Origin of the sequence: Micromonospora sp. NBC_00617, assembly GCF_045161355.1 — a bacterium.
Lineage (GTDB): Bacteria > Actinomycetota > Actinomycetes > Mycobacteriales > Micromonosporaceae > Micromonospora.
Map to the genome: position 1 here is coordinate 5,901,909 of NZ_CP107751.1, position 26,604 is coordinate 5,928,512.

Sequence of the window (26,604 nt, forward strand, 5' to 3'; positions counted from 1 at the left end):
CCCGTTCAGGCGGGCAGGTGGGGAAGGCGGTCGGGCCGGGAACGCCCGGCCTGGCGGCGGGTCTGGCTCAGCCGGATCACCGCGCCGGTGTCGTGCAGCGGAGGCGCCAGAGTGCCGGGTTGGCCGCCCGACCCGCGCTGCAACGCGGCGAGCATGGTGCCGGCGGGCATCGGCCGGGCGAACAGGTGGCCCTGGCCGGCCACGCAGCCCAACTCCCAGAGAGCGCGTCGCTGCGGCTCGCTCTCCACGCCCTCGGCCACCACTGCCAGGTCGAGGCTGCGGCCCAGGTCGAGGGTGGAGCGGATGACGGCTGCGGCCTCGGCCGAGCTCTCCATGGTCGTCACGAAGCTGCGGTCGATCTTCAGCTCGTGCACCGGGATCCGGGAGAGCAGGGAGAGCGACGAGTAGCCGGTGCCGAAGTCGTCCAGCGCCAACCGCACGCCCTCGTCGCGTAGCCGGCTGAGCACCCGGTCGACCACGTCGAGCTGGCTGAGTGTCAACGTCTCGGTCAGCTCCAGCACCAGTCGGTCCGGGGGAAGGTCGTGGGCCCGCAGCCGGGCCAGCACCGAGCCCGGGAAGCGGGCGTCGAGCAGGCTGCGCGGCGACACGTTGACCGCGACCGGTACGTCGAAGCCGGCGTCGCGCCAGTTGGCCGCGGCGATCAGTGCCTGGTCGAGGATCGCCTCGGCGAAGGCCGGCAGTATTCCCGAACGTTCCACCGCCTCCAGGAAGCGCAGCGGATCGATCAGCCCGTGCGTGGGGTGGTGCCAGCGGGCCAGGGCCTCCGCGCTGGTCACCTCGCCGGTACCCAGGTCCACGATCGGCTGGAAGTTGACGATGAACTCGTGGTGGGCGACGGCACGGGGCAGGTCACCGCCGAGGGTGAGGCGGCTCAGGTCGGCGGTGTCCCGGGTCGGGGCGTACGTGGAGATCCGCTGCCCGGCTCGTTTCGCCTGGTACATCGCGACGTCCGCGCGGCGCAGCAGCTCGGCCATGCCGCCGCTGGCCGGGGCGACGGAGATCCCGCCGCTGGCCTCGACGCTGATGCGCATGCCGTCCAGCTCGAACGGCTCGTGCAGGGCGGCGAGCAGCGTCTCGGCCCGGTGCGCGGCCACCGCGGGGGCCGGCAGCCCACGCAGGAGTACGGCGAACTCGTCACCGCCGAGGCGTGCCACCAGATCGCTGGCCTCGGCGACCCCGCGCAGCCGATCGGCGACCTGGATCAGCACCTGATCGCCGGCGGCGTGGCCGAGGGTGTCGTTGACCTCCTTGAAGTGGTTGAGGTCGATCAACACCAGTGCGGTCACCCCGTCTGCGTGCCGGGCGCTGAGATGCTCGGTGCCCTGGTCGAGCAGGTGCCGTCGGTTCGCGAGGTCGGTGAGCGCGTCGTGGGTGGCGGCGTACGCGTGCTCGTCGGCGACGCGGGCCAGCTCGGCGTACGCCTGGGCGTTGCGAACCGCCGTGCAGAGGGCCGAGGCGAAGGTACGCAGCGTGTACTGCTCCCGCTCGGAGAGCTGCACCGGCCCACGGAAGCGCAGGCGCAGGATGCCGACGTCGACGGAGCGGTCGTGGCCTTCCAGCGGGGTAGGCACGACGGTGCCGTCCACCTCGGTGGGCGTGCCGGTTGGTCCGTCGAAGGTGATGCCGCCGGTGCCGCCCCGAACGGCGCGGCCGCGGTCGCGCAGCTCGATCTCGACCTCGTCGGCGGAGAACAACTCGGCGGCCTGGGTGACGGCGGTGGTGAGCACGTTGTCCAGGTCGACCACGTTGAGCGCGTCGGTGGTGCGGGCGAGCCGCTGCCACGCCTGCTGCTCGGTGCGACCTCGGATGCGCGCGGAGTAGGCCAGGTGCAGGCTCAGGACCAGGGGCGGGACGGCCAGGAGCAGTCGAGGATCCTCCCGGAGGATGAGCAGGGTGAAGGCGGCCACCACGAACCGGACGGCGAAGCCGGCCAGCCGGAGGTCGAAGTGGTTACGAAACTGCCGGAGGACACGGGTGCCCGATGCCAGGGCAATGACCGGAATGGCCAACAGGTCGTCGAGGACCGCGGCGGTGAGGTAGACCGCCCCGAGGAGGAGGAAGAGGTCCCATAAGCCGTCGGGTGGCCAGCGCTCGCCGAGGAGAACGACCATCAGCGTCGTGCCGCCGGCCACGAGGGTGTGCTTTGCGATGCCGAACGCCGTCTTGATGGCGGTCAGCCGGGTAAGGATCGAGGCGCAGGCGATACCGACGCCGGTGGACAGGATTACCCAGGGCTGCGGTGCCAGCGCAAGCCCGAGAACGATGGCAGTCTCCACCCAGGCGAACGAGAAGGTCGTTGACCTGATCCGAAAGCCTGCCCGGACGACTGCCCCGGAGGCGATCATCAGGACGAGCGCCGCAATTGTCGAGAGGTCCCGTGCGCTGTTTGGCGGGTTGCGGCTTGTCGCGATCGCAGCGATCGCAGCGACGGCGGTTGCCAGCACCACCAGCACCCCGACGAGCGTCAGCAGACGGAGATCGAGATCCCTGCGACGACTCGTCGTCCGGCCCACTCAGCCTCACCCGTAACCCACCGTTGATGTCCGCTGACGGGCAGCGTACCCCGCTGCTGGCGAGGTGATAAGGAGTCAGGTCCACTCGGTGCTACGCATTTGACACCCCTTCAACTGTGAGGATCTGCGTTGGGCGAAGCCGGATCAGGTCCACTCGGTGCTCTTGCGCATCGTTCGACCCCCCTTTGCCGCTACGCGGAGCCTTCGCGGGCGCCGCTCTTTCGTAGGGCCGAGACTAGGAGTGCCAACGCGCAGAAGGGAACAATTAATGTCGGTATGCGCAACATTAGCCAAGCTGGCGTGGATATGTCACTTTCTGTCCGCGCTCCTGAGCGGAGCGCTCAAACCTGCCGTGGCTGGTCGGGACAGCATGGACATTGGCTCGCGAGTTGCAGGCTGCATTCAGTGTGGCGATGCTCGACTGCAGCCTCATCCGCACTTCGGGTTACTGGCGAAGGCGAACCGGGTCGTTTGTGCGCAGGTGCCGCACGCATCATTTCAGCTGATGCCGAGGTTCGCGACGTAGGCGGAGGTCGGAGTTGGCCCCGTAAGCTAGCTTCGTTGCGTGATCGACTGGATACAGCGTCGCGGTTGACGTTGGGGGGCGCGTGGACATTCGAGTTCTCGGCGGTCTCTCGGTGCAACTGCCCACGCGCACTTTGCACCTGGGGACGCCAAAGCAGCGGGCGGTCTTCGCCATGCTCCTACTTCAGCCGGGTCAACTGGTGCCGGTGGACGATCTCATCGACGAGTTGTGGATTGATTGCCCACCACGATCAGCGGTTGCGAATGTGCTGAGCTATGCCGCCAACCTGCGTCGGACCTTCGAGGCTCTCCCGTCCGGCCGAGGCGTCATCGTGCGACAGCGGAACGGCTATCGGCTCGACGTGCCGCCTGAGCTGATCGACCTCTTTCGCTTCGAGTCGGACCGGAGCGCCGGTCGGGAGGCCCTGGCGGCCGGCTGTCTGGACCAGGCTCGGGATCTGCTGGGTCGCGCGGTGGCGCGGTGGCGCGGCCCGATGCTCGCCGGCATCCCACTCGGGCCTGTCCTGACCGGCCGAGCGGTGGCCGCCGAAGAAGAACGCCTGTTGGCCACGGAACTCCTCGTCGACGCCCAACTGCGCTCGGGCCTGGACCACCTGGCGATTCCGTTGTTACGGGAGGTGGTCGCTCGTCACCCGCTCCGTGAGTCGGCGTACGTCCTTCTCATGCGGGGCCTGCACGAGCGCGGGGACAACGCGGAGGCGCTCGCCGCGTACGACGAGATCCAGACCCGGTTGATCACCGAGTTGGGGGTGGGGCCCGGGGTCAACATCGAAGAGTTGCGGCACAGGATCGCCACCGCGAGTTCGAGCCCCGTGCCAGCCGTCGCCTCGCGACCCGGAATCCGGCCAGGACGCTTCGCGCCGGCCGCGCCTGGCGTGGCGGATGACGGGACAACCGACGAGCCGGTCCAGGTCAAGCCGGTGGATCATCTTCCCCGGGCGGTCGCCGACTTCGTCGGGCGGGAAGACGTGCTGGCGCGGCTGCTGGCGGAAACGCGGCGGGTCGAGGAGCGCGTGCCCGCCGTGCACATCATCGACGGCATGGCGGGCAGCGGTAAGACAACGCTCGCCGTGCACCTAGCCCGCCAGCTCTCGGTGCGTTATCCGGACGCGACGTTGTTCATCGACCTGTGCGGCCACGGTGCGAAGACCAGGGTCGAGCCGGCGAGCGCCCTGGTCACCCTGCTTCGTCAGCTTGACGTACCGGCGGAGCGGATCCCGGTCGAATTCGACGCCAGGGTGGAGTTGTGGCGGCGGGAGCTAGGTCGCCGGAGGTCCGTGATCGTCCTCGACAACGCCGCGAGCAGCGAACAGATCCTGCCCCTGCTGCCGACGGAGCCGACCGCGGTCGTGCTGGTGACATCGCGGCGGCGTCTCTCGCATCCGGACGTCACGCCTTCGCAGACGCTGCCGGTCATGAATCGCGGAGAAGGTCTGGAGCTTCTCGCGCTCAGTGTTGGTCGGGCTCGGGTGGAAGCCGAGCCGGACGCGGCTGCCGACGTGGTCCGGCTGTGCGGTTACCTACCCCTGGCGATTCGGCTGGCCGGCGCGAGGCTGGCCCATCGGCGCGGTTGGCGGTTTGCCGACCTCGCCGAACAGATGGCCGGAGCCACGCCAGCACCGCTGCATCTGGCCGGGGAGAGGAGCACGGTCGCCGGTGCCTTCGCCGCGTCCTATGAGCCCCTCTCGGAGTCGACCAGGAGGGTCTTCCGGTTCCTGGGTCTGTATCCCGGTAACAGGTTCAGTCCACTGGCCGTCGCCGCACTGACCGGGCTGACGGTGGCGGAGGCCCATGCGGCGATCGATGACCTTGTCGATCGGAACCTGGTGGAGGATCTGGACTCCCGGCAATACCGGTTGCACGACCTGATGCGGCAGTACTCCGTCGAGCTGTGTACTCGCATCGATTCCCCGAGCGACCGCCGGCTGGCACTGGCTCAGTTGTTCGACTTCACGCTGGAGGTGGCACTGCGGGTCGCCGAGACGATTGAGCCCATCGTCATCGGATCGCAGGTCACGCACCTCCCGTTCAACCGGCCCGAGCTGGTCGAGGCCATCGGGGAACCAAGCGCCGAGTGGCTGGAAGCGGAGCGGGCAGACCTGGTGACGATGGTGTCGTCAGCCCACGAGTCGGGCTTCGACGAACACGCCTGGCGGCTGGCCCGCTCCCTCTGGCGATTCTGTTACATCCGCGGATACTTCGAGGACATCATCGTGACCCACCGGCATGGGTTGGCAGCGGCAGAGGTTACCGGGAACACCGATGCGATGGCGCTGATGAACAACTACCTGGCCTCCGCGTACGTTCGAACCGGTGACAACCGAGAAGCGCTCGACCACCTGAACCGCGCGGTCACCCTCTCAAAGGGCTCGCAGGACGTGCTGAACACCGCGCGTTACCAGGCCAACCTCGCTCCCGTCTACTGGTGGAGCGGCCATCTGACCGAGGCGGTGGCGCTCGGGATGGAAGGTCTGCGTGACCACAAGGGGTACGGCAATGTGGGGGTGCCGGTGGCGCTGACCAACCTCGGCATAGCCCTAACGGCGTTGGGTCGCTACGAGGAGGCGTTGCGGTTGCATCGCCATCACCTGGCGTGGGCCCGGACGAACTCCGACGACTTCCATGTGCTCAACGCCCTGAGCCACATCGGCTCCGTGCGCACCCGCATGGGCGACCTTCCCCAGGCGATCCGGATTCTCAGGGCATCGTTGGCGCTGCGTGACCGCACCGGCCACCGCTACGCCGAGGCGGAGGTACGCAACGACCTCGGGATCGCCTACCGGGGTCTCGGTCGGCTGGCTGAGGCACAGCAGCAGCATGAGATGGCCCGGAACCTGGCGATCGGTTCGGGAGAGCGGCACGTCGAGGCGGCGGCGTTGAACGAACTCGGCCGCACGCTGCGGGCGCAGGGGCGGGACGGCGAGGCGGTCGAGATGCACGAAGAAGCGCTGCGACTGGCGACCCGGATCGCACACCCCCACGAGCAGGGGCGTGCGCTGGCCGGCCTCGCGGAGCACTTTGCCGCCGTCGACCCCGTGGAGGCACGGCGGTACTGGGAGCGGGCGTTGGCGATCTTCCGTCGGATGGGCGTACCGGAACGCCTCGATGTCGAGCGCCGCCTCGCGCAACTGGCTGCCGGTGTCGTTGATACGGCGTGTTGACCTGGGCGAACGTCGCTTATCGATTTCTTATCGTCGGGCCCGGTAGCTTCTGGAGCGTATCGGCGAACGGGGGAGGTTCTGCCCGTGGGCAGAACCGGGTCGTCGACACGCGCCCGCCGCCAGGTCCCCCCAGCGACCTCGGCGGCGGGTCCGGTAAGGGAAGGGGCGCGCGGCCCGGTGAGCGCTGTCGCACCCGGCGAGTTCCGGGCCGCCGCCCCTTCCGAGCGCCGGTGCGTCGTACCGCACCGATAGGCTCAGGGCCGTGACCGAACCCGCGCAGCTCAGCCACGTCGACCGTGCCGGCGCGGCCCGCATGGTCGATGTCTCCGCCAAGGCGGTGACCGGCCGGGTGGCCGTCGCGGCGGGCCGTCTGCGCACCACGCCCGAGGTCGTCGACCTGCTGCACCGCGACGGGTTGCCCAAGGGTGACGCGCTGGCGGTCGGTCGGCTCGCCGGCATCATGGGGGCCAAGCGCACTCCGGAGCTGATCCCGCTCTGCCACCCGATCGCCCTGCACGGTGTCACCGTCGACCTTCGGTTGACCGCGGACACCGTGGAGATCACCGCCACCGCTCGCACGGCGGACCGGACGGGAGTCGAGATGGAGGCGCTCACCGCTGTCGCTGTCGCCGGCCTGGCTCTGATCGACATGGTCAAGGCGGTTGATCCGGCGGCCTCGGTGGAGGCGGTCCGGGTGCTGCGCAAGGAGGGCGGCAAGACCGGCGAGTGGGTCCGGCCGGAGGACCGGCCGTGATCCGGGCCCGGGTGATCGTCGCGTCCAACCGGGCCGCGGCCGGCGTCTACGCCGACACCAGCGGCCCACTGCTCGTCGCCGGCCTGCGCGAGTTGGGCTGTCAGGTCGACGAGCCGGTGGTGGTGCCCGACGGCGAGCCGGTCGGTGCCGCCCTGCGGGCCGCCCTCAGCGACGGCGTCGACGTGGTGCTGACCAGCGGCGGCACCGGGGTCACCCCGTCCGACCGGACGCCGGACGTGACCCGCGCTCTGCTGGACTACGAGATCCCCGGCATCGCCGAGGCGATCCGGTCGCACAGTCGCGAGCGGGTGCCCACCTCGGTCTTGTCCCGGGGCCTGGCCGGGGTGACCGGCCGGATGCTGGTGGTCAACCTGCCCGGCTCGACCGGCGGCGCCCGGGACGGGTTGGCCGTGCTCGGGCCGATCCTCGGCCACGCCGTCGACCAGCTTCGCGGCGGCGACCACTGATCGGTCCGCGCCGACGATCACCGGCCGTCCGCGCCCAGGCCCGGCGGACGTCGGTCCGCCCCGATAGGCTCGGTCGGTGAGCACGAAAGCCGCACCAACCGCGGACCGGGTCGCCGCGCCCCCGCCGGCCGGGTGGGAGGAGGCGCGGTCCCGGGTGTACGCGGTGGGTCTGGCCGCCGCGCTGCCCGCCGTCGCCCGGCCGTTGGTCGACACCGACGGGCTGACCCTGGCTGAACCGCTGACCACCCGCACCGACCTGCCCGCGTTCCCCACCTCCAGCGTGGACGGCTGGGCGGTGCGCGGTGCCGGGCCGTGGCGCGTCGTCGGGCGTGTGCTGGCCGGCAACACCCCCACGCCACTCACCGAGGACGGCACGACCGTCGAGATAGCGACCGGGGCCATGGTCCCCGAGGGTGTCACCACGGTGCTGCGCATCGAGGAGTCCACCGTCACGGGTGGCCTGGTCAGCGGCACTCCCCGGCCGACGCCGGAGTGGCGGCAGCCGGGCGAGGAGGCGTACGCCGATGAGGAGCTTCTGCCGGTCGGCACGCCGGTCGACCCGGCGGTGATCGGCCTGGCCGCCTCCTGCGGGCACGACACGATGCGGGTCCGGCGGGCGCCGCGCGCCGCGCTGCTGGTCTTCGGTGACGAGCTGCTGACGGCCGGTCCGCCCGGTGCGGGCCGGGTGCGCGACGCGCTGGGCCCGGCGGTGCCCGCGTGGCTACGCCGCTACGGCTGCCACGTCCGTCCGTCGGACGTGGTGGGCCCGGTGGCCGACACGCTGCCCGCGCACGTGGCGGCGGTGCGCGCGGCGCTGACCAACGCCGACCTGGTCTGCACCACCGGTGGCACGATGCACGGCCCGGTCGACCACCTGCATCCGACCCTGGAGGCGTTGGGCGCCGACTATGTGGTCAACACGGTGGCGGTCCGGCCCGGCTTCCCGATGCTGCTGGCCCGGCTGGCCGATCACGACGGGCGGGTCCGGTTCGTCGCCGGCCTGCCGGGCAATCCGCAGTCCGCCATCGTCGCGCTGGTGTCACTGGTCGCGCCGCTGCTCGCCGGGCTCCAGGGTCGCTCGATGCCGGTGTTGCCCCAGGCCACACTGGCCGAGGCGGTGCCCGGGCGCGGCGATCACACCCATCTGGCGCTGGTCCGTCTGGACCGGGCGGCCGGCACGGCGTACCCGGTGCGGCACGTCGGGTCGGCGATGCTGCGCGGTCTCGCGGGCGCTGACGGGTTCGCCGTCATCCGACCGGGCACCAACGGTGCGCAGGGTGATCGGGTCCCGATCGTGCCGTTGCCGCTGCTGCCCGGGGAGCGGGCATCGTGACCGCGCCGGCGATCACCGTCGTCGAGGTCACCGACCGGCCCCTCGACCTCGTCGCGCACGAGGCGGCGGTCGCCGACCGGCGGGCCGGCGCCGTCGTCTCCTTCCAGGGCGTGGTACGCGATCACGACCACGGGCGTCCGGTGGTGAGCCTGGAGTACGAGGGGCACCCGAGCGCCGCGCGGGTGCTGCGCGAGGTGGCCGCCGAGATCGCCGCCGATCCCGACGTCTACGCGGTGGCGGTCTCGCACCGGGTCGGGCCGCTGGCCATCGGTGACGTGGCGCTGGTCGCCGCGGTGAGCACGGCCCACCGCGCCGCTGCCTTCGCCGCCTGCGCCCGGCTGGTCGACGAGGCCAAGGCCCGGTTGCCGATCTGGAAACGCCAGGTCTTCGCCGACGGCACCGAGGAATGGGTCAACTGTCCCTGACCGCTCAGCGGCGGCCGTTGACCAGCACGGCCCGGGTGAGCCGTTCGCCGTAGAACGCCGGCTCGGCACCGGGCCGCCAGGGCAGCGCCGCGACCAGCACGATCAGCGCGAGGGCCAGCGAGTTCTCCATCAGCGCCCCGAACAGACCGTCCTGGTAGTGCGACACCTCCGGCAGTTGGTGCTCGTACGGCCAGATGGGGGAGATCAGGAAGAGCAGGTAGAGCCCGACGGCGGCGACGCCGTGCCGGAACCCGGTCAGCGTGGGGTACCAGATCGGCGGGCGAAGACCGTTGAGCCCGCTCAGGCCACCGAATGCCGCGCCCTGACCGGTGCGCTGCCCCAGACCCCTGCTCGCCTCGCGTCGGCGTACGGCGGCGTCGGCCAGCACGATGATCGCCGGGATCACCCAGACGAGGTGGTGTGTCCAGGAGATCGGGCTGATCACGTTGGCGGTCAGACCGACCAGCGTGAACGCGGTCAGCTCGTCACCGTCGGCGCGTGAGCTGGCCGCCCGGGACAACCCCACCGCCAGGATCAGCACCGAGAAGGCGAGCCAGAGCAGCCCGGGAGTCTCGATCGAGTCGTACAGCCGGGCCAGCAGGCCGGCGAGCGACTGGTTCGGCGTCATGTCGGCCGCGCCGACCCGCTCGGTCTGCCAGAGCACGCTGCCGAAGTACGTCCGCGACTCGTCGCCGACGATCGCGAAGGTCCCGATCGTCACGCCGATCGTGGTGCCGATCGCGGTGGCCGCCACCCGCCACTGGCGGGTGATCAGCAGGTAGGCGATGAACAGCGCCGGGGTGAGCTTCACCGCCGTGGCCAGGCCGATGCCGGCGCCCGCCCAGGCGCCACCGTAGAGGAAGCGCAGCAGCGGGCCGTCGGTCGCGGCGTAGTGGGTGCCCCGGCGCGAGCGCCACCGCAGCCCGATCAGGTCCGCCATGATCAGTGCGAACAGCAGGAGGTTGACCTGGCCGTAGCCCAGCGTCTCCCGGCTGGGCTCGATGGCGAGCGCGAGCGGCACCGCCAGCGCCACGGTGAACCACAGTGGCCAGGCCAACCGGTCCACGATGGGGCGGAGCAGCCCGGCCAGCACCAGCGTCAGCGCGGCGATGCTGGCGAGGGCGTTGACCATTCCCGCCGCGCCGATCGGCAGCTGCGCCATCGGCAGCATGACGAGCCCGGCGAACGGCGGGTAGGTGAAACCGAGGGTGGTGCCGGGCGCGATGAACTCGTAGAGCTCGTGACCGCTCGCCCACCACACCACCGCGCCGTGGTAGATCTTCATGTCGAAGAAGTTGTACGGTCGCCCGAACTCACCGATGGCGAGCCATGCGGCATAGGCGACGGCGGCCACGATGGCGCCCCGTACGACGTTCCTGCGATCGATCCCCCGCGTCACGCGTTGAACTGGGGCGAGGCGGTCCGCCCGTCTACCGACAGTCGTCGGCATGGCGTGGCCACCCCCGTACCAAGGTCGTCCTACCCGTCCAGGTCCTGCACGGAGCCTAGAACGGCGCCTCACGTCAGTGCCTCCCGCGTTATGCGACCGTGTCCGATCCCACACATGTTTTTGACATTTCCACCGCGTTAACGCCTACCGGGTGGTTCAGGTGATTCGTGGCCTTAGCGGGGGGTGGGGTGGCACCGAGGCAGATCGAGGCAGATCGAGGCAGGTCAGCCGGGGAGTCGACGCGCGGTGGCCGCCGACCGGACGGCGATCCGGGCCTCGCGGCGGGCGGTGCGGACGGCGCGCTGCATGGAACGTCGAGAGTGGCCGATGCGGTGACCGGTACGCCAGCGGATACCCGGCTTGCCACCGGTGTCGGCGGCGGCGAGCAGGAGGCCGCCGAAGAGACCGAGGTTCTTCAGGGTGTGGATCTCGTTGTTGTTCCTGGCGATCGGGTCGTCGTTCTTCCAGAACGGATGCCCGGCGACGGTCGTCGGCACCAGCGTGCCGGCGAGGACCAGCGCGGCGGGCCGGCTGAACCGCCCGGTGGCCAGCATCAGCCCGGCGCCGACCTGCACCGCCGCGTTGAGTCGGATCAACGTCTCGGTCTCGGTGGGGAAGTTCGGGTGCGCCTTCTGCAGGAGCGGCGCGACCCGGTCGGTGACCGGCTTGGCGGTCTCCGCGAGCCGGTGCGGGTTGCGGAAGTTGCGGTACCCGCTGACCACGAAGATGCCGCTCAACATGGCGCGGGCGAGGGAGCGTACGGGCGTCATGGATCAGTCATACCCCGTCGGGGCGTTTGCTACCCCGGCAACCGCCGGATCCGGATCGGTCGGTGTGCACGTGCGCCACGCCGATTCGAGCGACCATCGCTGATGGACGGGCCGTCACGGGTAACGTCGCGCGGGTGACGACGCTGCGGCTCCGCCCCGAAGGCCCGGCCGACGTCGGCCCGGTGCGTCGGGTGCTGGCCTCGGCGTTCGCCCGCCCGGAGGTGCAGACGCCGCCGGAGGTGGGGCTGGTCGACGACCTGCGCGGCACCGACGCCTGGCTGCCCGAACTGGCCATGGTCGCCGAGTACGGCGGCGAGGTCGTCGGATACGCGCTGCTCACCCGGGTTCGGGTGCGACCCGATCGCGGTGCCGTCGCGCCGGCCCTGGCGCTCGGGCCGGTGGCGGTCGCGCCGCATCGGCAGCGGGCCGGGCACGGCAGCGCGGTGGTGCAGGCCGCTCTGGACGCTGCCACCGAGTTGGGCGAGCGGCTGGTCGTGGTCCTCGGTGACCCGGCCTTCTATCGCCGCTTCGGCTTCGGGCCGGCCGCGGAGCTGGGCTTCACCAGCCCGTGGGCCGGGCTCGGGGAGCCCTGGCAGGCGCTGGTGCTGCCGCCGTCCACCAGCGAGGAGGGTCCGCCGCCGTGTGGCGAGGTGGTCTTTCCGGCGCCCTGGTCCAGGGTCTGAAGGCGTCGGCGGGCGCGGCGGTCAGGTTGGCTGGGTGCGCAGGTACCGGCCGAAGTGCGGAACGGTGAAGGCCACCGTGCCCCGTTCACCCGAGTAGATGAGCCCCTTTTTGATCAGCGCGTCGCGGGCCGGGGAGAGGCTGGCCGGCTTCCGGCCGAGAGCGCGGGCGATCTCGGCGGTGGGCACCGCGGCGTCCATGTCGTCGCGGGCCACGCCGCCAGACTCGCCCTCCACCAGGGACAGCGTGGCCATCGCCCGCATGTACTCGCGCTCGGCCGGGGTGGCCCGCTCGAACCGGGAGCCGAAGAAGCCGACCGCCAGCTCGGCCTCTGCCTCGGGGGCGGCGACCCGGACGTCGGCGGAGGTGACCGGCGACCGTGGCGCATGATCCCAGGTCGCCTTCCCGTACGCCTGGACGAAGTACGGGTAGCCACCGGACTTCTCATAGAGCAGGTCGAGGGCCTTCTGCTCGTACTCCACCTCCTCGCGCTCGGCCGGCGCGCAGAGCGCCTGGTCGGCGGCGATCCGATCGAGCCGGTCGATGCGCTGGTAGCGGAAGAGCCGTTCCGAGTACGACTTGGCGGCGCTGAGCACGGCCGGTAGGTGCGGCAGCCCGGCGCCGACGACGATCAGCGGGGCGCCGATCTGGGACAGTTCGTGGCAGGCGGCGCAGAGCGCGGAGACGTCCTCCGGCCCGAGGTCCTGCATCTCGTCGATGAAGAGCGCGACGCCGGTGCCCACGTCACTGGCCACGGCGGCGGCGTCGGTGAACAGCTCGACCAGGTCGATCTCGATGTCGCCGGAGTCGGCCCGGCCACTGGCGGCGGGCACGTCGATGCCGGGCTGCCACCGGTCGCGCAGCTTCGACGGGGCCCCGCGGCCGGTCGGTGTGGACCGCTGAGCGAACGCCTTGAGCACCCCGAGGAAGGCGTCGATCCGGTCCGGGGCGCGGTGCCGGGGGGCGAGTTCGCGGACCGCCATGTGCAACGCGGCGGCGACCGGCCGGCGCAGTGACTGGTCTGGCCGGGCCTCGATCTTGCCGCTGCCCCAGAGTCGGTTGATCGCCTGCGAACGCAGGGTGTTGAGCAGCACCGTCTTGCCGACGCCGCGCAGGCCGGTGAGCATGAGGCTGCGTTCGGGGCGACCGCGGGCGACGCGCTCCAGCACGATGTCGAAGACGTCCAGCTCCCGCCCCCGCCCGGCGAGTTCGGGCGGGCGCTGGCCGGCGCCGGGGGCGTACGGATTGCGGACCGGATCCACGCATCGCAGATTATCGGGCCCTCTAGCTGCGAAGCTAGATATGGATAGATGAGGCTACCGGCGTGTTGCGGCCGTCGAGACAAAACTAGGGCTGTCTAGCGTCCACGCTAGACAGCCCTAGTTTGCGGAAGGATTACCGCTTCTTCAGGCAGAGCACGTAATCGAACACGTCGATCGCGTTGTCGTGCACGTAGTTCGCGGTCGCCTGCGGCGCGAGCGTCTTGCACCGGTCCCCGTCGGTGGTCGCCGGGATGCGCAGCAGCACCTGGTAGGTGTTCGGGGCGCACGGCACCTTGCGCAGGTCCGCGTCGTCCTCGCTGCCGTCGTTGACCACGCAGTCCCCCTTGGCGAACTCCTCCTCGTCCGGGGACGGCAGGACCGGGCTCGGGGCGTCGCTGGGCAGGCCCGGCGGGACCACGGGGGCACTCAGCGACGGAGCTGGTGCGGCAGAGTCGCTGTCGCTGTCGGCGACCTTCCACGCCGCCCAGCCGAAGAGGCCGAGGCAGGGGCAGACCAGAAGCAGGACCACCAGCGCGACGATGAGGGCGATCTTTCCACCGTTCCTCTTCGCCGGCGGGGCGGGTGGCATCCCGTACCCGCCGGGCGCCTGCGGAGGCCACGGCGCCGCCGGCTGGCCGGGGGCGGGCCCGGCGGGTGGGAACGGCCCCGGCGGTGCGTCCCACTCCGAGGGCTGCGGCGGTGGGCCCCATTCCGAGGGCTGCGGCGGCGGACCCCACTGCGCCGGCTGCGGCGGCGGACCCCACTGCGGTGGCTGCGGTGGTGGCGGGCCCCACTGGGGGACGGTCGGGTCGGCCGGGGACGGGCCGTCGGGGCCGATCGGCGGGCGTTGGTACGGGTCGTCCGGCTGCCCGGAACCCGATGGTCCGTTGGTCGTCATCTCATCCCCAGGGGTGGGTGGTCAGCGCTGCTTCAGGCAGAGGACGAAATCGAGGGTGTCCAGCTCGCTGTCGAAGAAGTACCAGTTGGTGTAGCCCTCAACCTTGGCGCACTTCGCCTCGGCGTCGCGTTCGCCGCTGGTCGCGCCGTCGATCCGGCGCAGCACCTCGTACGACTTCGCCGTGCAGCCGCTGATCAGCAGCTTGGGCTTGCCGCCGGCCGCCCCGTCGTTACGCACACACTGGCCGACCTTGACGAACCGCGGGTCGGCCGACGACTCCGGAGCGGCGGCGCTCGGCACCGGCTCGGCCGGCTCGGTCACGGCCGCGCTGGGCGCCCCGACACCGGCGGAACCGGTCGGCGCGGCCGCCGGGGTGGCCGGATCGTCGGACCGGCCGAGAAACCAGTACGCGCCGCCACCGGCCAGCGCCAGCAGCACCACGACGGCCACCACCGCGATCAGCGGCCCTCTGCCGCGTCGGGACGGGCCGGGTGAGGGGTCACCGCCGTACGGGCCGTCGTCGGGCCGGTACGGCACCCCGCCGTACGGGGGGTGCGCCTCGGCAGGCCGGTACGCGCCACCGTACGGCGCCCCGGCCTCCCCGCCGTACCGTCCGCCGCCATAGGGCGCACCGGACGGCTCAGCCCCGTACGGTGTACCGCGCTCGCCGCCGTACGAGGGGCCGCCACCGTAGGACCTCGCCGGTTCGCCGCCGTACGGACCGTCGCCGTAGGACCCGGGGCGCTCCGCAGGGGCGGGCGGGTAGGACTGAACCGTCGGCGGGTAGGGCTCGGCGCCCGACGGATAGGGCTGCTGCGGCGGCCGGCCGGGCGTCTCGTCGGGCCGTTGCCCACGCCACGGGCCTCGGAAGCCCTCACCCGGTGGTCCGTAGTTCGTCATGCCGCCCTCCTGCACGAGTGGTGAGAGGCCGGCCACCAATGCGCGACGCCGACTCCGAGGTCACCGTAGCGTGGTCCACCGATGAGCTCATCTCCACCGAGCGTCGCCGCCCTGCCCGGCCGCCGCGCCGCCACCGCGCCAACCCTGGTCTGGACCGCGCTGATCGTGGTCTACCTGCTGTGGGGTTCGACCTATCTGGCCATCCGGGTCGCGGTGGAGACGATGCCGCCGCTGCTGTCGGCCGCCCTGCGGTTCGCCGTCGCCGGCGTGGTGCTGGCGGTGGTGCTGCGGTTGCGCCGAGGGCCGGGCGCGCTTCGCGTGCAGCGTCGCCAGCTCGGCTCCGCCGCGCTGGTCGGTGTGCTCCTGCTCGCCGGCGGCAACGGCCTGGTGGTGCTCGCCGAGTCCGGGCCGCCCGGGGTGGCGGTGCCGTCCGGGATCGCGGCGCTGCTGGTGGCGACCGTGCCGCTGCTCGTGGTCCTGCTGCGCTCCGCCACCGGTGACCGGCCTGGAGTCTGGCACTTCGCGGGGGTCACGCTCGGCTTCGTCGGTCTGGTCCTGCTGGTGCTGCCCGCCGGCAGCGCGGACGCGGTGCCGCTGGTCGGCGCGCTGACGGTGGTGGCGGGGGCCGTCGCGTGGTCGGTCGGGTCGTTCCTGTCGGGGCGGATCCGGATGCCCGCCGACCCGTTCGTCGGCACGGTGTACCAGATGGTGGCCGGCGCGGTGGCGCTCGGGGCGCTGCTCGTGGCCGAGCCGATCACCCCCCGGGTGCTGCTCGGCGGGGCGGTCATCGTCGCCGGGGTGGCCCTGGTGGTGACCACCGAACGCCCTCGCCGGGAAGGCGCGGGATCACGATCGGGGACCGCGTCGACGGCGGGCCGGAGGTAACGTCCGGCCCATGTCGGCCGCTGGGCTGGTGCCGGCCGCGCTGCTCGGGGCGGTGGTCGGTGTCGCCGTACCCCGGATTGCCCGGCGCTTCGGCACTGCGCCGGCCCGGTCGGAGCCTCGGCGTGGCGGTTGGCTCAGCCCGGTGGTGGCGGCCGTGGTGTTCGCCGGGCTCATCGGCGCTCGCGGTGACGACCCGGCGTTGCCGGTCCTCCTCGCGGTGGCGGCGGTGGGGCTGGTACTGGCCGTGGTCGACCTGGCGTGCCTGCGGTTGCCCGACCCGTTGGTCCTCGCCGCCGCAGTGCTGGCCCTCGGTGGTCTGACCACGGTGGCGCTGCTGGCCGGCACTCCCGGGCGGTTGGTCGGCGCACTGGTCGGCGCGGCGGTCTCCGGCGCGGTGCACGTGCTGCTGGCCCTGTCGCCCGGCTCCCGGCTGGGGTTCGGCGACGTGAAACTCGCCGCGGTCCTCGGGCTGCCGCTCGGCTGGCTGGGCCGCGACGCCGTGCTGGCCGGGCTGCTCCTGCCGCACCTGCTGCACGGTGTCCTGGTCCTCGGCCTTCTGACAGCCCGAAAAATCCGCCGCGAAACGTTGCTGCCCCTCGGACCGGCCCTGCTGACGGGCACCTGGCTCGCCGTGCTCCTCAGCTGACCAGGCCGGAACGCGTGGCCGACGCGCTGGCCGCCGCAGCGCTGCCGGACCCAGCGGCGGGCAATCACCGTCGGTGACATCGCCGGTAGCGGTCGTCCGCACGAGCGGTATACCTGAGCGTCATAAATATGACTCTCAGGTATACCGCTCGTCGACGTGAGTCGGTCCTGGGCGCGCGCCACGCCGATGGCACGCGGGCTGGGTGGCTCAGATCAGGCGGAGTTGGCGGTCCTTCGGGCGGCGCGGCTCGGTTTCGCCGAACCGCTCGAACAGGCCCGGGTCGATCGTGGCCAGGAACGGCGAGGGTGCGCAGTCACGTTCCACGCCGTGCCGGGTCCGGCGGGAGGCGTGGCTGACGTACAGCCGGTCCTGCGCCCGGGTCAGGCCGACGAAGAAGAGCCGGCGTTCCTCGGCGACCGCGTCCTCGTCGGGCGTCGAGCCCGGCCAGCGCAGCGGCAGCAGCCCGTCCTCGACGCCGACCAGGAAGACCACCGGGAACTCCAGGCCCTTCGCGGCGTGCAGGGTGAGCAGGGTGACCGCCTCGGCACGCGGGTCGAGCGCGTCCACCTCCGCGCCGGTGGCCAACTGCGACAGGAACGCCTCCAGGTCGTCGCCGCAGCGGCGGGCCAACGGGGTCAACAGGTCCACCGCCGAGCGGACGTCGTCGGGGCGGACCGTGCTGCCGGCGCCGTCCAGGGTGGGCACCGCGAAACGCTCGGCGACCACCTGGCCGGCCAGGCGCACCCGGGCGGCCAGCGAGCCGGCCAGCCCGTCGGCGTGCCGCAGCTCGCGGGCGATGGCCGCCACGCCGGGCCGGTCCCGCAGCCGGTCGTGCGAGCGCTTCTGCACCGGGATGTTGGCCCGGGTCAGGGCGTCCACGATCGGGGCGGCCTGCGCGTCGGTGCGGTACAGCACGGCGATGTCGGAGAACGAGAGCGAGGTGGACCGGCCGTCGATCCGGCCCGAGTCCAGCGAACGGTGGGACAGGCCGCCGACCAGCTCGTCGACCGTACGCACCACGAAGTCGGCCTCCTCGGCCACCGACGCCGCCGGGTACCGCCCCACCAGCGGGGCCTCCGGGTCGAGTCGGGCCGGGTCCAGCCGCCGGCCCCGCACCAGCGAGGACGGTGCGATGGCCTGCACGGCGGCGGCCAGGATGGGCGCGGACGAGCGGTAGTTGCGGTTGAGCCGGACCAGTCGAGCGTCGGTGAAGTCCGCGGAGAAGCGCAGGAAGTAGCCGACGTCGGCGCCCCGGAACGAGTAGATCGCCTGGTCCGGGTCACCGATCGCGCAGAGGTTGCCGTCGGCGGGGCTGAGCAGCCGCAGCAGCTCGTACTGCACCGCGTCGACGTCCTGGTACTCGTCGACGAAGATCCACCGCCAGCGGCCCCGGTACCGCTCGACCAGCTTCCGGTCGGCCCGCAGCAGCTCCACCGGGAGGCTCACCAGCTCGTCCAGGTCGACCAGGTCCTGCTTGCGCAGCAGCGCCGTGTAGCTGGCGGCATCGTCGCCGGCCTCCGACTTCGCCGCCGCCCGCTCGGTGTCGTCGGCGACCCGGAACCCGGTCGGCAGGCCCGCCGCGTCGGCGTTCTCCCGCAGGATGGTCAACCCCAGCGCGTGGAACGTGCCCACGGTGACGTCCTCGGCGACCGGGCCGAGCAGACCGTCGAGACGGTGCCGCAGCTCCTCGGCCGCCCGTCGGGTGAACGTGATCGCGAGGCAGTGCTCGGGAAAGACGTTCAGCTCGGCGCACAGGTACGCGATCCGGTGGGTCAGCGTCCGGGTCTTGCCGGTGCCCGGGCCGGCCACGATGAGCAGTGGCCCACCGGGCGCGGACGCCGCCACCCGCTGCATGGCGTCCAGCCGGTCCAGCAGGCCGGTGCCGACCTCCTCCATACCGGAGAGCATCGGCTCGAACGGTTCGTGCGGTGACGGCGGCGACGCGATCGGCGGCGCGGGCGCCGGGGCCGGCTTGCGCTTCGGCTCCGCCTTGGCCGCCGCCGGGCGCTTGGCCGTGGCCTTGGCTGCCGGCTCCGCGGGTCGCCGCTGCGCCGGCACGGGTACGTCGAACAGCGTCTCCTGTCCCGTGCCCGCGCTCGTACCCAGCTCCGCCGGGTCGAACAGGGTGATCACCCCGTACTCGCCGTCGTAACCCGGCACCCGGCGTACGTCGCCACGCCGCAGCCGCCCGATGCCCTCCGCGAGCAGTTCGCCGCCGGCCTGCGCGATGTCGGACAACGGCGTCGTGGTCAGGATCTCCAACTCGGGGCCGAGCGCGGCGAGCAGCTCGTTGAGTCGCCCCTCGACCTTCTTCGACCGGGCGCCCACCTTGTTGATCTCGCCAAGGATCTCGGCGAGCGGCACCAGATGGGTGACCTCCCGGGCGTGCGCCGGCCGGTGCCCCTGCGGTCGGTCGGCCAGCTCCTCGACGCGGCTGAGGACGCCCACGGTGAGCGGCTTGCCGCACTCGGGGCAGAGTCCCCCCGCGGCCCGGGTCCGCTCCGGGGACCAGTTGACCCCGCAGAGCCGGTGCCCGTCCGCGTGGTACTTGCCCTCCTCCGGGAAGAACTCGATGGTGCCGGCCAGGCCGTCGCCGGTGCGCAGCGCCTCCCGGACGGCGAAGTAGTCCCGCTCGGCGGTCAGCACGGTGGCCTCCCGGCCCAGGGCCGGCGGCGAGTGCGCGTCCGAGTTGGAGACGAGCTGGTAGCCGTCCAGGCTGCCGACGCGCCAGTTCATGGCCGGGTCGGACGAGAGGCCGGTCTCCACGGCGAAGATGTGCTCGGCCAGGTCGGCGTAACAGTCGGCGATCGCGTCGAAGCCGGACTTCGAGCCCAGCGCGGAGAACCACGGCGTCCAGATGTGCGCCGGCACGAGATAGCCGTCCGGGCTCGCCTCCAGGGTGATCTCCAGCAGGTCCCGCGAGTCCAGGCCGAGGATCGGTCGGCCGTCGGAGCCGAGGTTGCCGATCCGGCCGAGCGCGGTGTTGAACCGGGCCACCGCTTCCAGGTCGGGCAGGTAGATGAGGTGGTGCACCTTGCGGGTCCGGTCGTCCCGCTTGTAGATGGTGGAGATCTCCACGCTCAACATGAACCGGACCGCGTCGGCGTCGGTCGTGCCGGCGAGTCGCGGCGGCAGCCGGCGGGCGATGTCGCGCTCCGCCTCCGGGGCGAGCCGGTAGAGCCCCGGCTCGGCCGGGCGCAGCGTCTCGGTCAGGTGGTCGTACCAGGCGGGGTGGGTGAAGTCGCCGGTGCCGAGCAGGGCGATGCCCTTGCGCCGCGCCCACCACCCGAGGGTCGGCAGCGTCAGGTCACGGCTGCACGCGCGCGAGTACTTCGAGTGGATGTGCAGGTCCGCGACGAAGGGCGAAAGGCCACCGGGGGGTACGGCGCTGAACGGGGGCACGCCGCATCCTGTCACGCCCGCCGCGCGGCCCGCCTCCCGCCACGCGCGGACGTGACGTCCGCTATGCCGAGCGCAGCTCCACGAGGCTGATCTGCGGCTTGGCGCCCACCCGGACCGGCGGGCCCCAGAAACCGGCGCCGTTGGTCACGTAGACCTTCGTGCCGTCGACCTCGCCGAGACCGCTGACCACCGGCTGCGCCAGGCGGACGACCAGGTTGAACGGCACCACCTGCCCACCGTGGGTGTGCCCGGAGAGCTGCAGGTCGACGCCGTAGCGGGCGGCCTCCTTCGCGGCGAGGGGCTGGTGCGCGAGCAGGACGACCGGGCGGCTCGGATCGCGGTCACCGAGGGCGGCGGCGAAGTCCGGACCGGCGGCCAGGCCGGTGCCCGCCGGGTCCGCGTCCAGGTCGTTCACGCCGGCCAGGTCGAGCACACCGCCCCGGGCCCGGATCTCCTGACGACGGTTCTGGAGCACCCGCAGGCCGAGGCGGTCCACCTCCTGGACCCATTCCTCCACCCCGGAGTAGTACTCGTGGTTGCCGGTGACGAAGAAGTTGCCGTACCGGGAGCGTAGGTCACGCAGCGGCGCGGCGGCCGGGCCCAGCTCGGCGACCGAGCCGTCGACCAGGTCACCGACGACCGCGACCAGGTCCGCGTCGAGACGGTTGATCGCGGCGACGATCCGCTCGGTGTGCGCCCGCCCGCGCAGGGGGCCGAGGTGGATGTCCGAGACGGTGGCGATGCGCAGGCCGTCCATGCTGCGCGGGAGCTTGCGCAGGGGGATCTGCACCCGGTCGAGTTGGGGCGGGCCGAGTGCCGTGCGGACGCCGTACCCCGTGACGCCGGTGGCGGTGAGGCCGGCGAAGATGGCGGCTCCGCGGGCCAGCAGCAGACGGCGGGCCGGGTCGTGGCCCGGTGCCGTCACGGCGCCGGTGGCCGGCGGATCGGCGGGCCCGGCGGCCCCGACCAGCACCGGCTCGGGCGCGTCGGTGGTCGGCTCGGTGGCGGTCACCCGGCGGCGCAGCACCAACCGGACGACCAGCATCGGCACTTCCAGCACGACGAGCGTGACCAGCAGGTAGAACATCACCGCGAGCCACAGGTAGCCGGGCCAGGCGAGCCAGTACAGGCCGGCCTGCGTGCCGACGAGGGTGGCCGGCACGAGCACCGCCAGCACCAGGGCGGCGATGCCGCCGACCCGCCGCCAGCGACCCGGCGTGGTGGTGTCCCGGATGAGACGCTTCCACAGGTAGAGGTGGATGAGCCCGGTGACCAGCGCCAGGACGCCCAGGAACCCCAGAACCGCCAACATGTGTGCGCCCCCTTAGCCGCCCGCGAACGGGGGCAGGACATCGATCGTGGCCCCGCCCGGCAGGGGTGCCCGACGATCATGACAGGCGACGCCGTCCACGAGGAAACTGGCCACCCGCAGCACGGCGGCGAGTCGGTCGCCGTGCCGCTGGGCCAGCTCAGTGGTGAGGTCGTCCAGTGACCGACCGGCGGGGGTGACCTCCTCGGCGCGGCCGGCTGCGGCGCGCGCGCCGGCGAAGTAGCGGACGGTCAGCGGTCTCGGCTGCACGGGTCAACCCCCGATCGCGGACATCGGCCGGGTCGGCTGGAGGAAGGTGGGGTCGTCGATGCCGTGCCCGGCGCGCTTGCCCCACATCGCGGTGCGCCACCGCTGCGCCACCTCGTCGTCGGTCGCGCCGCCGCGCAGCGTCGCCCGCAGGTCGGACTCCTCGGTGGCGAACAGGCAGGCGCGGATCTGGCCGTCAGCGGTCAGCCGCGTGCGGTCGCAGTCGCCGCAGAATGGCCGGGTCACGCTGGCGATCACGCCGACCCGGGCCGGGCCGCCGTCGACCAACCAGGTCTCTGCCGGCGCCGCGCCGCGTTCGGCCGGGTCGGGGCTGAGATCGAAACGGGTACGCAGGGAGGCCAGGATCTCCTCGGCGGTGACCATCGTGCGGCGGTCCCAGCCGTGCTGCGCGTCCAGCGGCATCTGCTCGATGATCCGTAGCTGGTAACCGTGGTCGAGCGCGAAGCGGAGCAGGGCCGGCGCCTCGTCCTCGTTGACGCCGCGCATCAACACAGAGTTGATCTTCACGGGGTCGAGCCCGGCGGCTGCCGCCCCGGCCAGCCCCGCCAGCACCGCGTCGAGGCGGGGACGGCGCGTGAGCTGGGTGAATCGGGCCGGGTCCAGCGTGTCGAGCGAGACGTTCACCCGGTCCAGGCCGGCCGTACGCAGCGCGGGCGCCAACCGGTCCAGGCCGATGCCGTTCGTGGTGAGCGAGATCCGTGGGCGGGGGTCGAGCGCGGCGACCGCGGCCACGATGCCGAGCAGCCCGGGCCGGATCAGCGGCTCCCCGCCGGTGAACCGCACCTCGGTCACGCCGAGCCGCTCGACGGCGACCCGGACCAGCCGGACGATCTCCTCGTCGGCGAGCAGCTCCGGACCGGCCAACCAGGGCAGCCCCTCGGCCGGCATGCAGTACGTGCACCGCAGGTTGCACTTGTCGGTGAGAGACACGCGCAGATCCCGCGCGACGCGGCCGTACCGGTCGACGAGGACGCCGTCGGTCCGTGGGGCGACACTCACCGGTCGACCGTAGCGCGCTCGACGCTGCCCAGGGCGGCTCGGGCGACTTCGACGACCGCATCGCGGTAGCCCGCGCCGAACAGCGCGGTGTGCACGAGCAGCAGATGCAGCTGATGCAGCGGCACCCGCTCGCGCCAACCGTCGACCAGCGGCCAGCTCTCCCGGTAGGCGGCCAGCACCCGATCCAGGTGCGCGACGCCGCCGAACAGCGCCAGGTGGGCGAGGTCGGTCTCGCGGTGCCCGCCGTGCGCCGCCGGGTCGATCAGCCAGGCCCGCTCGTCGACACCCCACAGCACGTTGCCCGGCCACAGGTCGCCGTGGATCCGGGCCGGCGGCTCGTCCCCGCCGAACTCGCCGACCCGGCCGATCACCTGCTCGACCAGCGCGGCGTCGGCGCTGCTGAGCGCACCGCCGTCGACCGACAGCCGCAGATAGGGGGCGAGCCGGCGTCGCGCGAACCACGTCGACCAGGGACCGTCGTCGGCGGTGTTGTCCTGCCCGAGCGCGCCGATGAAGCCGGCCCAGGCCGCACCGAAGGTCGGTGCGCCGGCCCGGTGCAGCGCGGCCAGCTCCCGACCGAGGCGTTCGGCCGCCTCCGGCGTCGGCTCGCCGGGCTCCACCCAGTCGAGCGCCAGCAGGTCGGGCAACGCCACGATCACCTCGGGTACGCCGATCGCGTCGGCCTCGCGCAGCCAGCGCAGCCCGGCGGCCTCGGCGGCGAAGAAGCCCTCGGGCACCGGCCGGTCGGCCCGCTCCGGCCAGGACTTGGCGAAAACCGAGTGACCGTCGTCCAGGGTGAGCCGGGCGGCGGCGCAGATGTTCCCCCCGGCGACCGGCGTCTCGCGGAGTCGCTGATGGGTCCGAAACGTCGGCAGGTGTGCCGGATGCGCGCGCAGGTACGCCAGGTCCATCAGCGCACGGTAGCCGCTGCCCATGACACCGCGGTGTCGTGTGAGCACATCGAAACACGTCCACCTGCATCAATACGTTCAGTAACTGTGGATAAGCCGCGTGTCATCCACAGGGGCTGGAAGCCCAGGCAGGTCGGACGCAGCCTTCCTGCATGACCTCGACCGAACGTGCGAAGCTCTCCGTCCGCTCGCCCGCCGACCTGATCGCCGCCGTGCCGTACCTGCTCGGCTTTCATCCCGCCGACAGCGTGGTCGCGGTGGCGCTGCGCGGCCGGCAGATCATCTTCGCCGCCCGCGCCGACCTGCCCGAACCGTCCACGGACCCGGTCGACCGCGCCCGACACCTGGCCGGGGTGATCTCTCGGCAGGGCGCGGACGCCGCCACCGTGGTGGGCTACGGACCACCCGAGCGGGTGACGCCGAGCGTGGACGCCGTACGCGCCGCCCTGACCGGCGCCGGCCTGGACGTGCTCGACGCCCTGCGGGTGACCGATGGCCGGTGGTGGTCGTACCTGTGCACCGAGGCCGACTGTTGCCCACCCGAGGGTCGGCGCTACGACCCGTCGGCCAACCCGGTGACCGCGTCGGCCGTGTTCGCCGGTCAGGTCGCTCTCCCCGACCGGGCGGCCCTCGTGGCGCAGGTGTCGCCGGTGGACGGCCCGGCCCGCGACGCGCTGCACGCGGCCACCGTGCGGGCGGAACGGCGACTGGTCGAGCTGGTCGAGCAGGCGCCCGCCAGCGACCTGCTCGGCGGGCGGGCGCTGCGCTCCGCCGGGGTGGCGGCGGTCCGCGAGGCGCAACGCCGGCAGCGGCGCGGTGAGCGCCTCGACGACGACGAGGTGGCCTGGTTGAGCCTGCTGTTGAGTCACCTGCCGGTGCGCGACCACGCCTGGGAGCGCACCGACGGCCGTGACCGGGACATCGCCCTCTGGACCGACGTGCTGCGCCGGGCCGAGCCGGAGCTGACCGCCGCGCCGGGCGCGTTGTTGGCGTTCGCAGCCTGGCGAGCGGGGCAGGGGGCGCTGGCGGCGGTCGCGCTGGAGCGCACGCTGAGCCTGCACCCCGACTACTCGCTGGCCCTGCTCCTGGACGACCTGCTCCGGCGCGGTGTGCCGCCCTCCGAGCTGGATGGCTGGCCGTCGGTAGGGATGCCCGGCGTGGTGCGCCCCCGCAAGCGGAGCCGACGTGGCCGCCGCTGACGGGGCCGCCCGGAACTTCGGTAGTACCGCTGGTGCTACCGGCGTTGGTAGGCTGGCGGCCATGACCTCGAAGCGCTCGGTGAGCCTCCCCGACGACGTCGCGGAGTGGCTCGATCGGCAGCCCAACGTCTCGGCCGCGATCACCGCTGCGGTGCGGGCCCAGATGGCCGTCGGGCACCTCCATGAGGTGCTGCGCCGAGCCGGCATCGAGGTGACCGAGGAGGGCAGGGCGCGGTGGCGTGAGCGGTTGGCGGCACCCATTCCGCCGGACGCACTCGCGGAGGGGCGCCGGATGTTGCGAGACGCCGGATGAGCGATCAGATTGCTGCCGTGTTCGACGCGTCGGCGTTGACGGCCTACCTCAAGGGCAATGTCTCGGTGGGGGAGTTGATGCTGGAGGTCGCCGATGAGGGGCGGCAGGTGGCCGTCCCCGCCGCCTGCCTGGCGGTCGCATTCGCGGGCGCGGGCGACGAGGTTGAGGCCGCCCTACTGGGCCTGATGATGACTGCCCCGATGATCCGCCTGCTGCCGCTCGATCCCGGCGATGCCCGAGCCGTGGGCACGCTGGCCCGTGCAGTCGACGGCGACATCGCATTCGGCCAGGCCGCCCGTGCGGCGGTCAGGCATGAGGCGCACCACGCGACCGCACAGCCCAAGGTCGCGGCGAAGGTGCTGCCAACCAACTGGAGCATCCTCGACCTGACCTAACCTGCTGGTGGTTCGTGGCCAAGGTGCGCGCGCGGGCCGATCTCCTTCGCCAGTTCGACGAAACCCGCCCAGGCCACCGGCCCGAACGCCAGTGTGCCGCCGGCCCGGTCCTTCGTGTCGCGAACGAGCACGACACCCGGCAGGTTGTCGGCCACCTCCACGCAGTTGCCCCCGTTCGAGCTGCTGCGGGTGCTCTTGCGCCAACGGGCGCCGGTCACGTCATCCATGCGCGCGCTCTCATCAGGTCGATGGTCAGGTCTCGCGGTAGCGCTAACGACCTCACGCTATCCCAGACCGCCCACAGGGGAGCAACGTCATTACTGATGCGCCCGGCCGCCTGATCGTCGAGGTAGCCGACGTCGCCGCCGTCCGGCGTGCTGGCGATGACGAACGGCCCGGCCTGGCCGGGATGAAAACCGGCCGTCAGAGGAAGCACGTGGATCATCACGGCCGGCCGCTCGGCGAGCGCGATCAGATGATCGAGCTGGTCGGCCATGATGTCGGGCCTTCCCCGGCGCAGCGCGGCCTCGTCGATCACGAAGACGCTCAGCGGCGGACGGGGGCGATCGAACACGGCGGCCTGCCGGCGCAGCCGGGTCTCGACGTGTGCCGCGAGGTCGTCGTCGGCCCAGAGCCCGCTGCTCAGGACGGCGCGCGCGTACGCCTCGGTCTGCAGGAGACCGGGCACGACGGCGGACTCGTAATACCGGAGCCCGACGGCCTCGCGCTCGATGTCGGTCCACGGGCGGAACCACGCCGGCTCGCGTCGCTTGAACAGGTCGGGCCACAGGTCGCCCTCGTCGCGGCCGAGGACCGCCGCGACCTTCGACCGGTGACGAGTCTGGGGAATCCGTCCCGGGTTCGCCCACTTGGCGGCCGTCTTCGGGTCCACGCCGATCTGAGCTGCGAGGCCGTCCGCCGTCAGGCCCGATGCTGACATCGCTTCGGCGACTGCGCGATTCATCCGCAACCCCTCCCATACGTCCCGAACGTCCACAGGAGATATTGCTACGCAGTGTATTCGGCCCGCAACCCTTGGAAGTCTGCTTGTTGAGACGGCGCGGCCGGCAGGGACA

General features: G+C 72.3%; 24 protein-coding genes. 11 read left to right on the forward strand and 13 right to left on the reverse strand.

Annotated features, from left to right (window positions below):
- Positions 1–5: 5 nt before the first annotated feature.
- A complete protein-coding gene (locus tag OG505_RS27185; RefSeq protein ID WP_405434738.1) occupies positions 6–2,471 on the reverse strand; it encodes a putative bifunctional diguanylate cyclase/phosphodiesterase in 2,466 nt (821 codons plus the stop codon).
- A gap of 761 nt (positions 2,472–3,232) precedes the next feature.
- Between OG505_RS27185 and OG505_RS27190 the strand changes: the two genes are divergently transcribed.
- The 5 genes from OG505_RS27190 (at position 3,233) to OG505_RS27210 (ending at position 9,220) form a co-directional block, all read left to right on the forward strand.
- Positions 3,233–6,241, forward strand: coding sequence for an AfsR/SARP family transcriptional regulator (locus OG505_RS27190; protein WP_405434740.1), 3,009 nt, complete (start codon positions 3,233–3,235; stop codon positions 6,239–6,241).
- Between the two features lie 262 nt (positions 6,242–6,503).
- Positions 6,504–6,995: a cyclic pyranopterin monophosphate synthase MoaC gene (moaC, locus tag OG505_RS27195; protein ID WP_405428808.1), complete on the forward strand. Its 492-nt coding sequence runs from the start codon at positions 6,504–6,506 to the stop codon at positions 6,993–6,995.
- A complete protein-coding gene (locus OG505_RS27200; protein WP_405428810.1) occupies positions 6,992–7,462 on the forward strand; it encodes a molybdenum cofactor biosynthesis protein B in 471 nt (156 codons plus the stop codon). Before moaC ends, OG505_RS27200 begins: the two co-directional genes overlap by 4 nt.
- A 76-nt stretch (positions 7,463–7,538) precedes the next feature.
- Positions 7,539–8,795: a molybdopterin molybdotransferase MoeA gene (locus tag OG505_RS27205; RefSeq protein ID WP_405428812.1), complete on the forward strand. Its 1,257-nt coding sequence runs from the start codon at positions 7,539–7,541 to the stop codon at positions 8,793–8,795.
- Positions 8,792–9,220 carry a molybdenum cofactor biosynthesis protein MoaE gene (locus OG505_RS27210; RefSeq protein WP_405428814.1) on the forward strand — a complete coding sequence of 143 codons (429 nt, stop codon included), beginning with the start codon at positions 8,792–8,794 and terminating at the stop codon, positions 9,218–9,220. The genes OG505_RS27205 and OG505_RS27210 overlap by 4 nt, the downstream gene beginning before the upstream one ends.
- A 4-nt stretch (positions 9,221–9,224) precedes the next feature.
- On the opposite strand, the gene OG505_RS27215 is transcribed toward OG505_RS27210, so the two are convergent.
- Together OG505_RS27215 and OG505_RS27220 are read right to left on the reverse strand one after the other, a co-directional pair.
- Positions 9,225–10,670, reverse strand: coding sequence for a glycosyltransferase 87 family protein (locus OG505_RS27215; RefSeq protein WP_405428815.1), 1,446 nt, complete (start codon positions 10,668–10,670; stop codon positions 9,225–9,227).
- Between the two features lie 224 nt (positions 10,671–10,894).
- On the reverse strand, positions 10,895–11,440 hold the full coding sequence (locus tag OG505_RS27220; protein ID WP_405428817.1) for a DoxX family protein: 546 nt from the start codon (positions 11,438–11,440) through the stop codon (positions 10,895–10,897).
- A 134-nt stretch (positions 11,441–11,574) separates the two neighbouring features.
- Between OG505_RS27220 and OG505_RS27225 the strand changes: the two genes are divergently transcribed.
- Positions 11,575–12,123 (forward strand): GNAT family N-acetyltransferase, encoded by a 549-nt coding sequence (locus OG505_RS27225; RefSeq protein WP_405428818.1) that lies wholly within the window; start codon positions 11,575–11,577, stop codon positions 12,121–12,123.
- 21 nt (positions 12,124–12,144) lie between these two features.
- Here the strand turns inward: OG505_RS27225 and OG505_RS27230 are convergent, their stop codons facing one another.
- The 3 genes from OG505_RS27230 to OG505_RS27240 form a co-directional block, all read right to left on the reverse strand.
- Positions 12,145–13,383: an AAA family ATPase gene (locus OG505_RS27230; protein ID WP_405428820.1), complete on the reverse strand. Its 1,239-nt coding sequence runs from the start codon at positions 13,381–13,383 to the stop codon at positions 12,145–12,147.
- A gap of 133 nt (positions 13,384–13,516) precedes the next feature.
- The gene (locus OG505_RS27235; RefSeq protein WP_405434742.1) at positions 13,517–13,972 is read right to left on the reverse strand and encodes a hypothetical protein; all 456 of its coding nucleotides are present in this window, start codon (positions 13,970–13,972) and stop codon (positions 13,517–13,519) included.
- 330 nt (positions 13,973–14,302) lie between these two features.
- Positions 14,303–15,181, reverse strand: a complete 879-nt coding sequence (locus OG505_RS27240; RefSeq protein ID WP_405428822.1) for a flagellar basal body protein FliL — start codon at positions 15,179–15,181, stop codon at positions 14,303–14,305.
- An 81-nt stretch (positions 15,182–15,262) separates the two neighbouring features.
- On the opposite strand from OG505_RS27240, the gene OG505_RS27245 reads away from it, so the two are divergent.
- Both OG505_RS27245 and OG505_RS27250 read left to right on the forward strand, forming a co-directional pair.
- Complete coding sequence (locus OG505_RS27245) at positions 15,263–16,066, forward strand: EamA family transporter (RefSeq protein WP_405428824.1); 804 nt, start codon at positions 15,263–15,265, stop codon at positions 16,064–16,066.
- Between the two features lie 10 nt (positions 16,067–16,076).
- The gene (locus OG505_RS27250; RefSeq protein WP_405428825.1) at positions 16,077–16,712 is read left to right on the forward strand and encodes a prepilin peptidase; all 636 of its coding nucleotides are present in this window, start codon (positions 16,077–16,079) and stop codon (positions 16,710–16,712) included.
- Positions 16,713–16,919: 207 nt separating this feature from the next.
- Here the strand turns inward: OG505_RS27250 and OG505_RS27255 are convergent, their stop codons facing one another.
- From OG505_RS27255 to OG505_RS27275, 5 genes are all read right to left on the reverse strand, one after another.
- Positions 16,920–20,114 carry a UvrD-helicase domain-containing protein gene (locus OG505_RS27255; RefSeq protein ID WP_405428827.1) on the reverse strand — a complete coding sequence of 1,065 codons (3,195 nt, stop codon included), beginning with the start codon at positions 20,112–20,114 and terminating at the stop codon, positions 16,920–16,922.
- 61 nt (positions 20,115–20,175) lie between these two features.
- Positions 20,176–21,426, reverse strand: coding sequence for a metallophosphoesterase (locus OG505_RS27260; protein ID WP_405428829.1), 1,251 nt, complete (start codon positions 21,424–21,426; stop codon positions 20,176–20,178).
- 12 nt (positions 21,427–21,438) lie between these two features.
- Positions 21,439–21,693 carry a MoaD/ThiS family protein gene (locus OG505_RS27265; protein ID WP_355063406.1) on the reverse strand — a complete coding sequence of 85 codons (255 nt, stop codon included), beginning with the start codon at positions 21,691–21,693 and terminating at the stop codon, positions 21,439–21,441.
- Between the two features lie 3 nt (positions 21,694–21,696).
- Positions 21,697–22,710 carry a GTP 3',8-cyclase MoaA gene (moaA, locus tag OG505_RS27270; protein WP_405428831.1) on the reverse strand — a complete coding sequence of 338 codons (1,014 nt, stop codon included), beginning with the start codon at positions 22,708–22,710 and terminating at the stop codon, positions 21,697–21,699.
- A complete protein-coding gene (locus OG505_RS27275) occupies positions 22,707–23,621 on the reverse strand; it encodes a fructosamine kinase family protein (RefSeq protein ID WP_405428833.1) in 915 nt (304 codons plus the stop codon). Before OG505_RS27275 ends, moaA begins: the two co-directional genes overlap by 4 nt.
- Before the next feature lie 152 nt (positions 23,622–23,773).
- Between OG505_RS27275 and OG505_RS27280 the strand changes: the two genes are divergently transcribed.
- From OG505_RS27280 to OG505_RS27290, 3 genes are all read left to right on the forward strand, one after another.
- Positions 23,774–24,820, forward strand: a complete 1,047-nt coding sequence (locus OG505_RS27280) for a DUF4192 domain-containing protein (RefSeq protein WP_405428834.1) — start codon at positions 23,774–23,776, stop codon at positions 24,818–24,820.
- A gap of 61 nt (positions 24,821–24,881) precedes the next feature.
- Entirely contained in the window at positions 24,882–25,133 is a 252-nt protein-coding gene (locus OG505_RS27285) for a hypothetical protein (RefSeq protein ID WP_405428835.1), read from the forward strand.
- Positions 25,130–25,528, forward strand: coding sequence for a hypothetical protein (locus OG505_RS27290; RefSeq protein ID WP_405428836.1), 399 nt, complete (start codon positions 25,130–25,132; stop codon positions 25,526–25,528). Before OG505_RS27285 ends, OG505_RS27290 begins: the two co-directional genes overlap by 4 nt.
- On the opposite strand, the gene OG505_RS27295 is transcribed toward OG505_RS27290, so the two are convergent.
- Together OG505_RS27295 and OG505_RS27300 are read right to left on the reverse strand one after the other, a co-directional pair.
- Positions 25,525–25,746 carry a DUF397 domain-containing protein gene (locus OG505_RS27295; RefSeq protein ID WP_405434744.1) on the reverse strand — a complete coding sequence of 74 codons (222 nt, stop codon included), beginning with the start codon at positions 25,744–25,746 and terminating at the stop codon, positions 25,525–25,527. The two genes, OG505_RS27290 and OG505_RS27295, sit on opposite strands and share 4 nt — an antisense overlap.
- Positions 25,743–26,492 (reverse strand): DUF5753 domain-containing protein, encoded by a 750-nt coding sequence (locus OG505_RS27300; RefSeq protein ID WP_405428838.1) that lies wholly within the window; start codon positions 26,490–26,492, stop codon positions 25,743–25,745. The genes OG505_RS27295 and OG505_RS27300 overlap by 4 nt, the downstream gene beginning before the upstream one ends.
- Positions 26,493–26,604 lie beyond the last annotated feature (112 nt).

Coding starts and splice junctions, on each gene's coding strand:
- OG505_RS27280 (WP_405428834.1), top strand. CDS start 23,774: ATGACCTCGACCGAACGTGCGAAGCTCTCCGTCCGCTCGCCCGCCGAC.
- OG505_RS27190 (WP_405434740.1), top strand. CDS start 3,233: ATGCTCCTACTTCAGCCGGGTCAACTGGTGCCGGTGGACGATCTCATC.
- OG505_RS27290 (WP_405428836.1), top strand. CDS start 25,130: ATGAGCGATCAGATTGCTGCCGTGTTCGACGCGTCGGCGTTGACGGCC.
- OG505_RS27300 (WP_405428838.1), bottom strand. CDS start 26,492: ATGAATCGCGCAGTCGCCGAAGCGATGTCAGCATCGGGCCTGACGGCG.
- OG505_RS27245 (WP_405428824.1), top strand. CDS start 15,263: ATGAGCTCATCTCCACCGAGCGTCGCCGCCCTGCCCGGCCGCCGCGCC.
- OG505_RS27220 (WP_405428817.1), bottom strand. CDS start 11,440: ATGACGCCCGTACGCTCCCTCGCCCGCGCCATGTTGAGCGGCATCTTC.
- OG505_RS27250 (WP_405428825.1), top strand. CDS start 16,077: ATGTCGGCCGCTGGGCTGGTGCCGGCCGCGCTGCTCGGGGCGGTGGTC.
- OG505_RS27285 (WP_405428835.1), top strand. CDS start 24,882: ATGACCTCGAAGCGCTCGGTGAGCCTCCCCGACGACGTCGCGGAGTGG.
- OG505_RS27215 (WP_405428815.1), bottom strand. CDS start 10,670: ATGCCGACGACTGTCGGTAGACGGGCGGACCGCCTCGCCCCAGTTCAA.
- OG505_RS27235 (WP_405434742.1), bottom strand. CDS start 13,972: ATGCCACCCGCCCCGCCGGCGAAGAGGAACGGTGGAAAGATCGCCCTC.
- OG505_RS27260 (WP_405428829.1), bottom strand. CDS start 21,426: ATGTTGGCGGTTCTGGGGTTCCTGGGCGTCCTGGCGCTGGTCACCGGG.
- OG505_RS27275 (WP_405428833.1), bottom strand. CDS start 23,621: ATGGACCTGGCGTACCTGCGCGCGCATCCGGCACACCTGCCGACGTTT.
- OG505_RS27240 (WP_405428822.1), bottom strand. CDS start 15,181: ATGACGAACTACGGACCACCGGGTGAGGGCTTCCGAGGCCCGTGGCGT.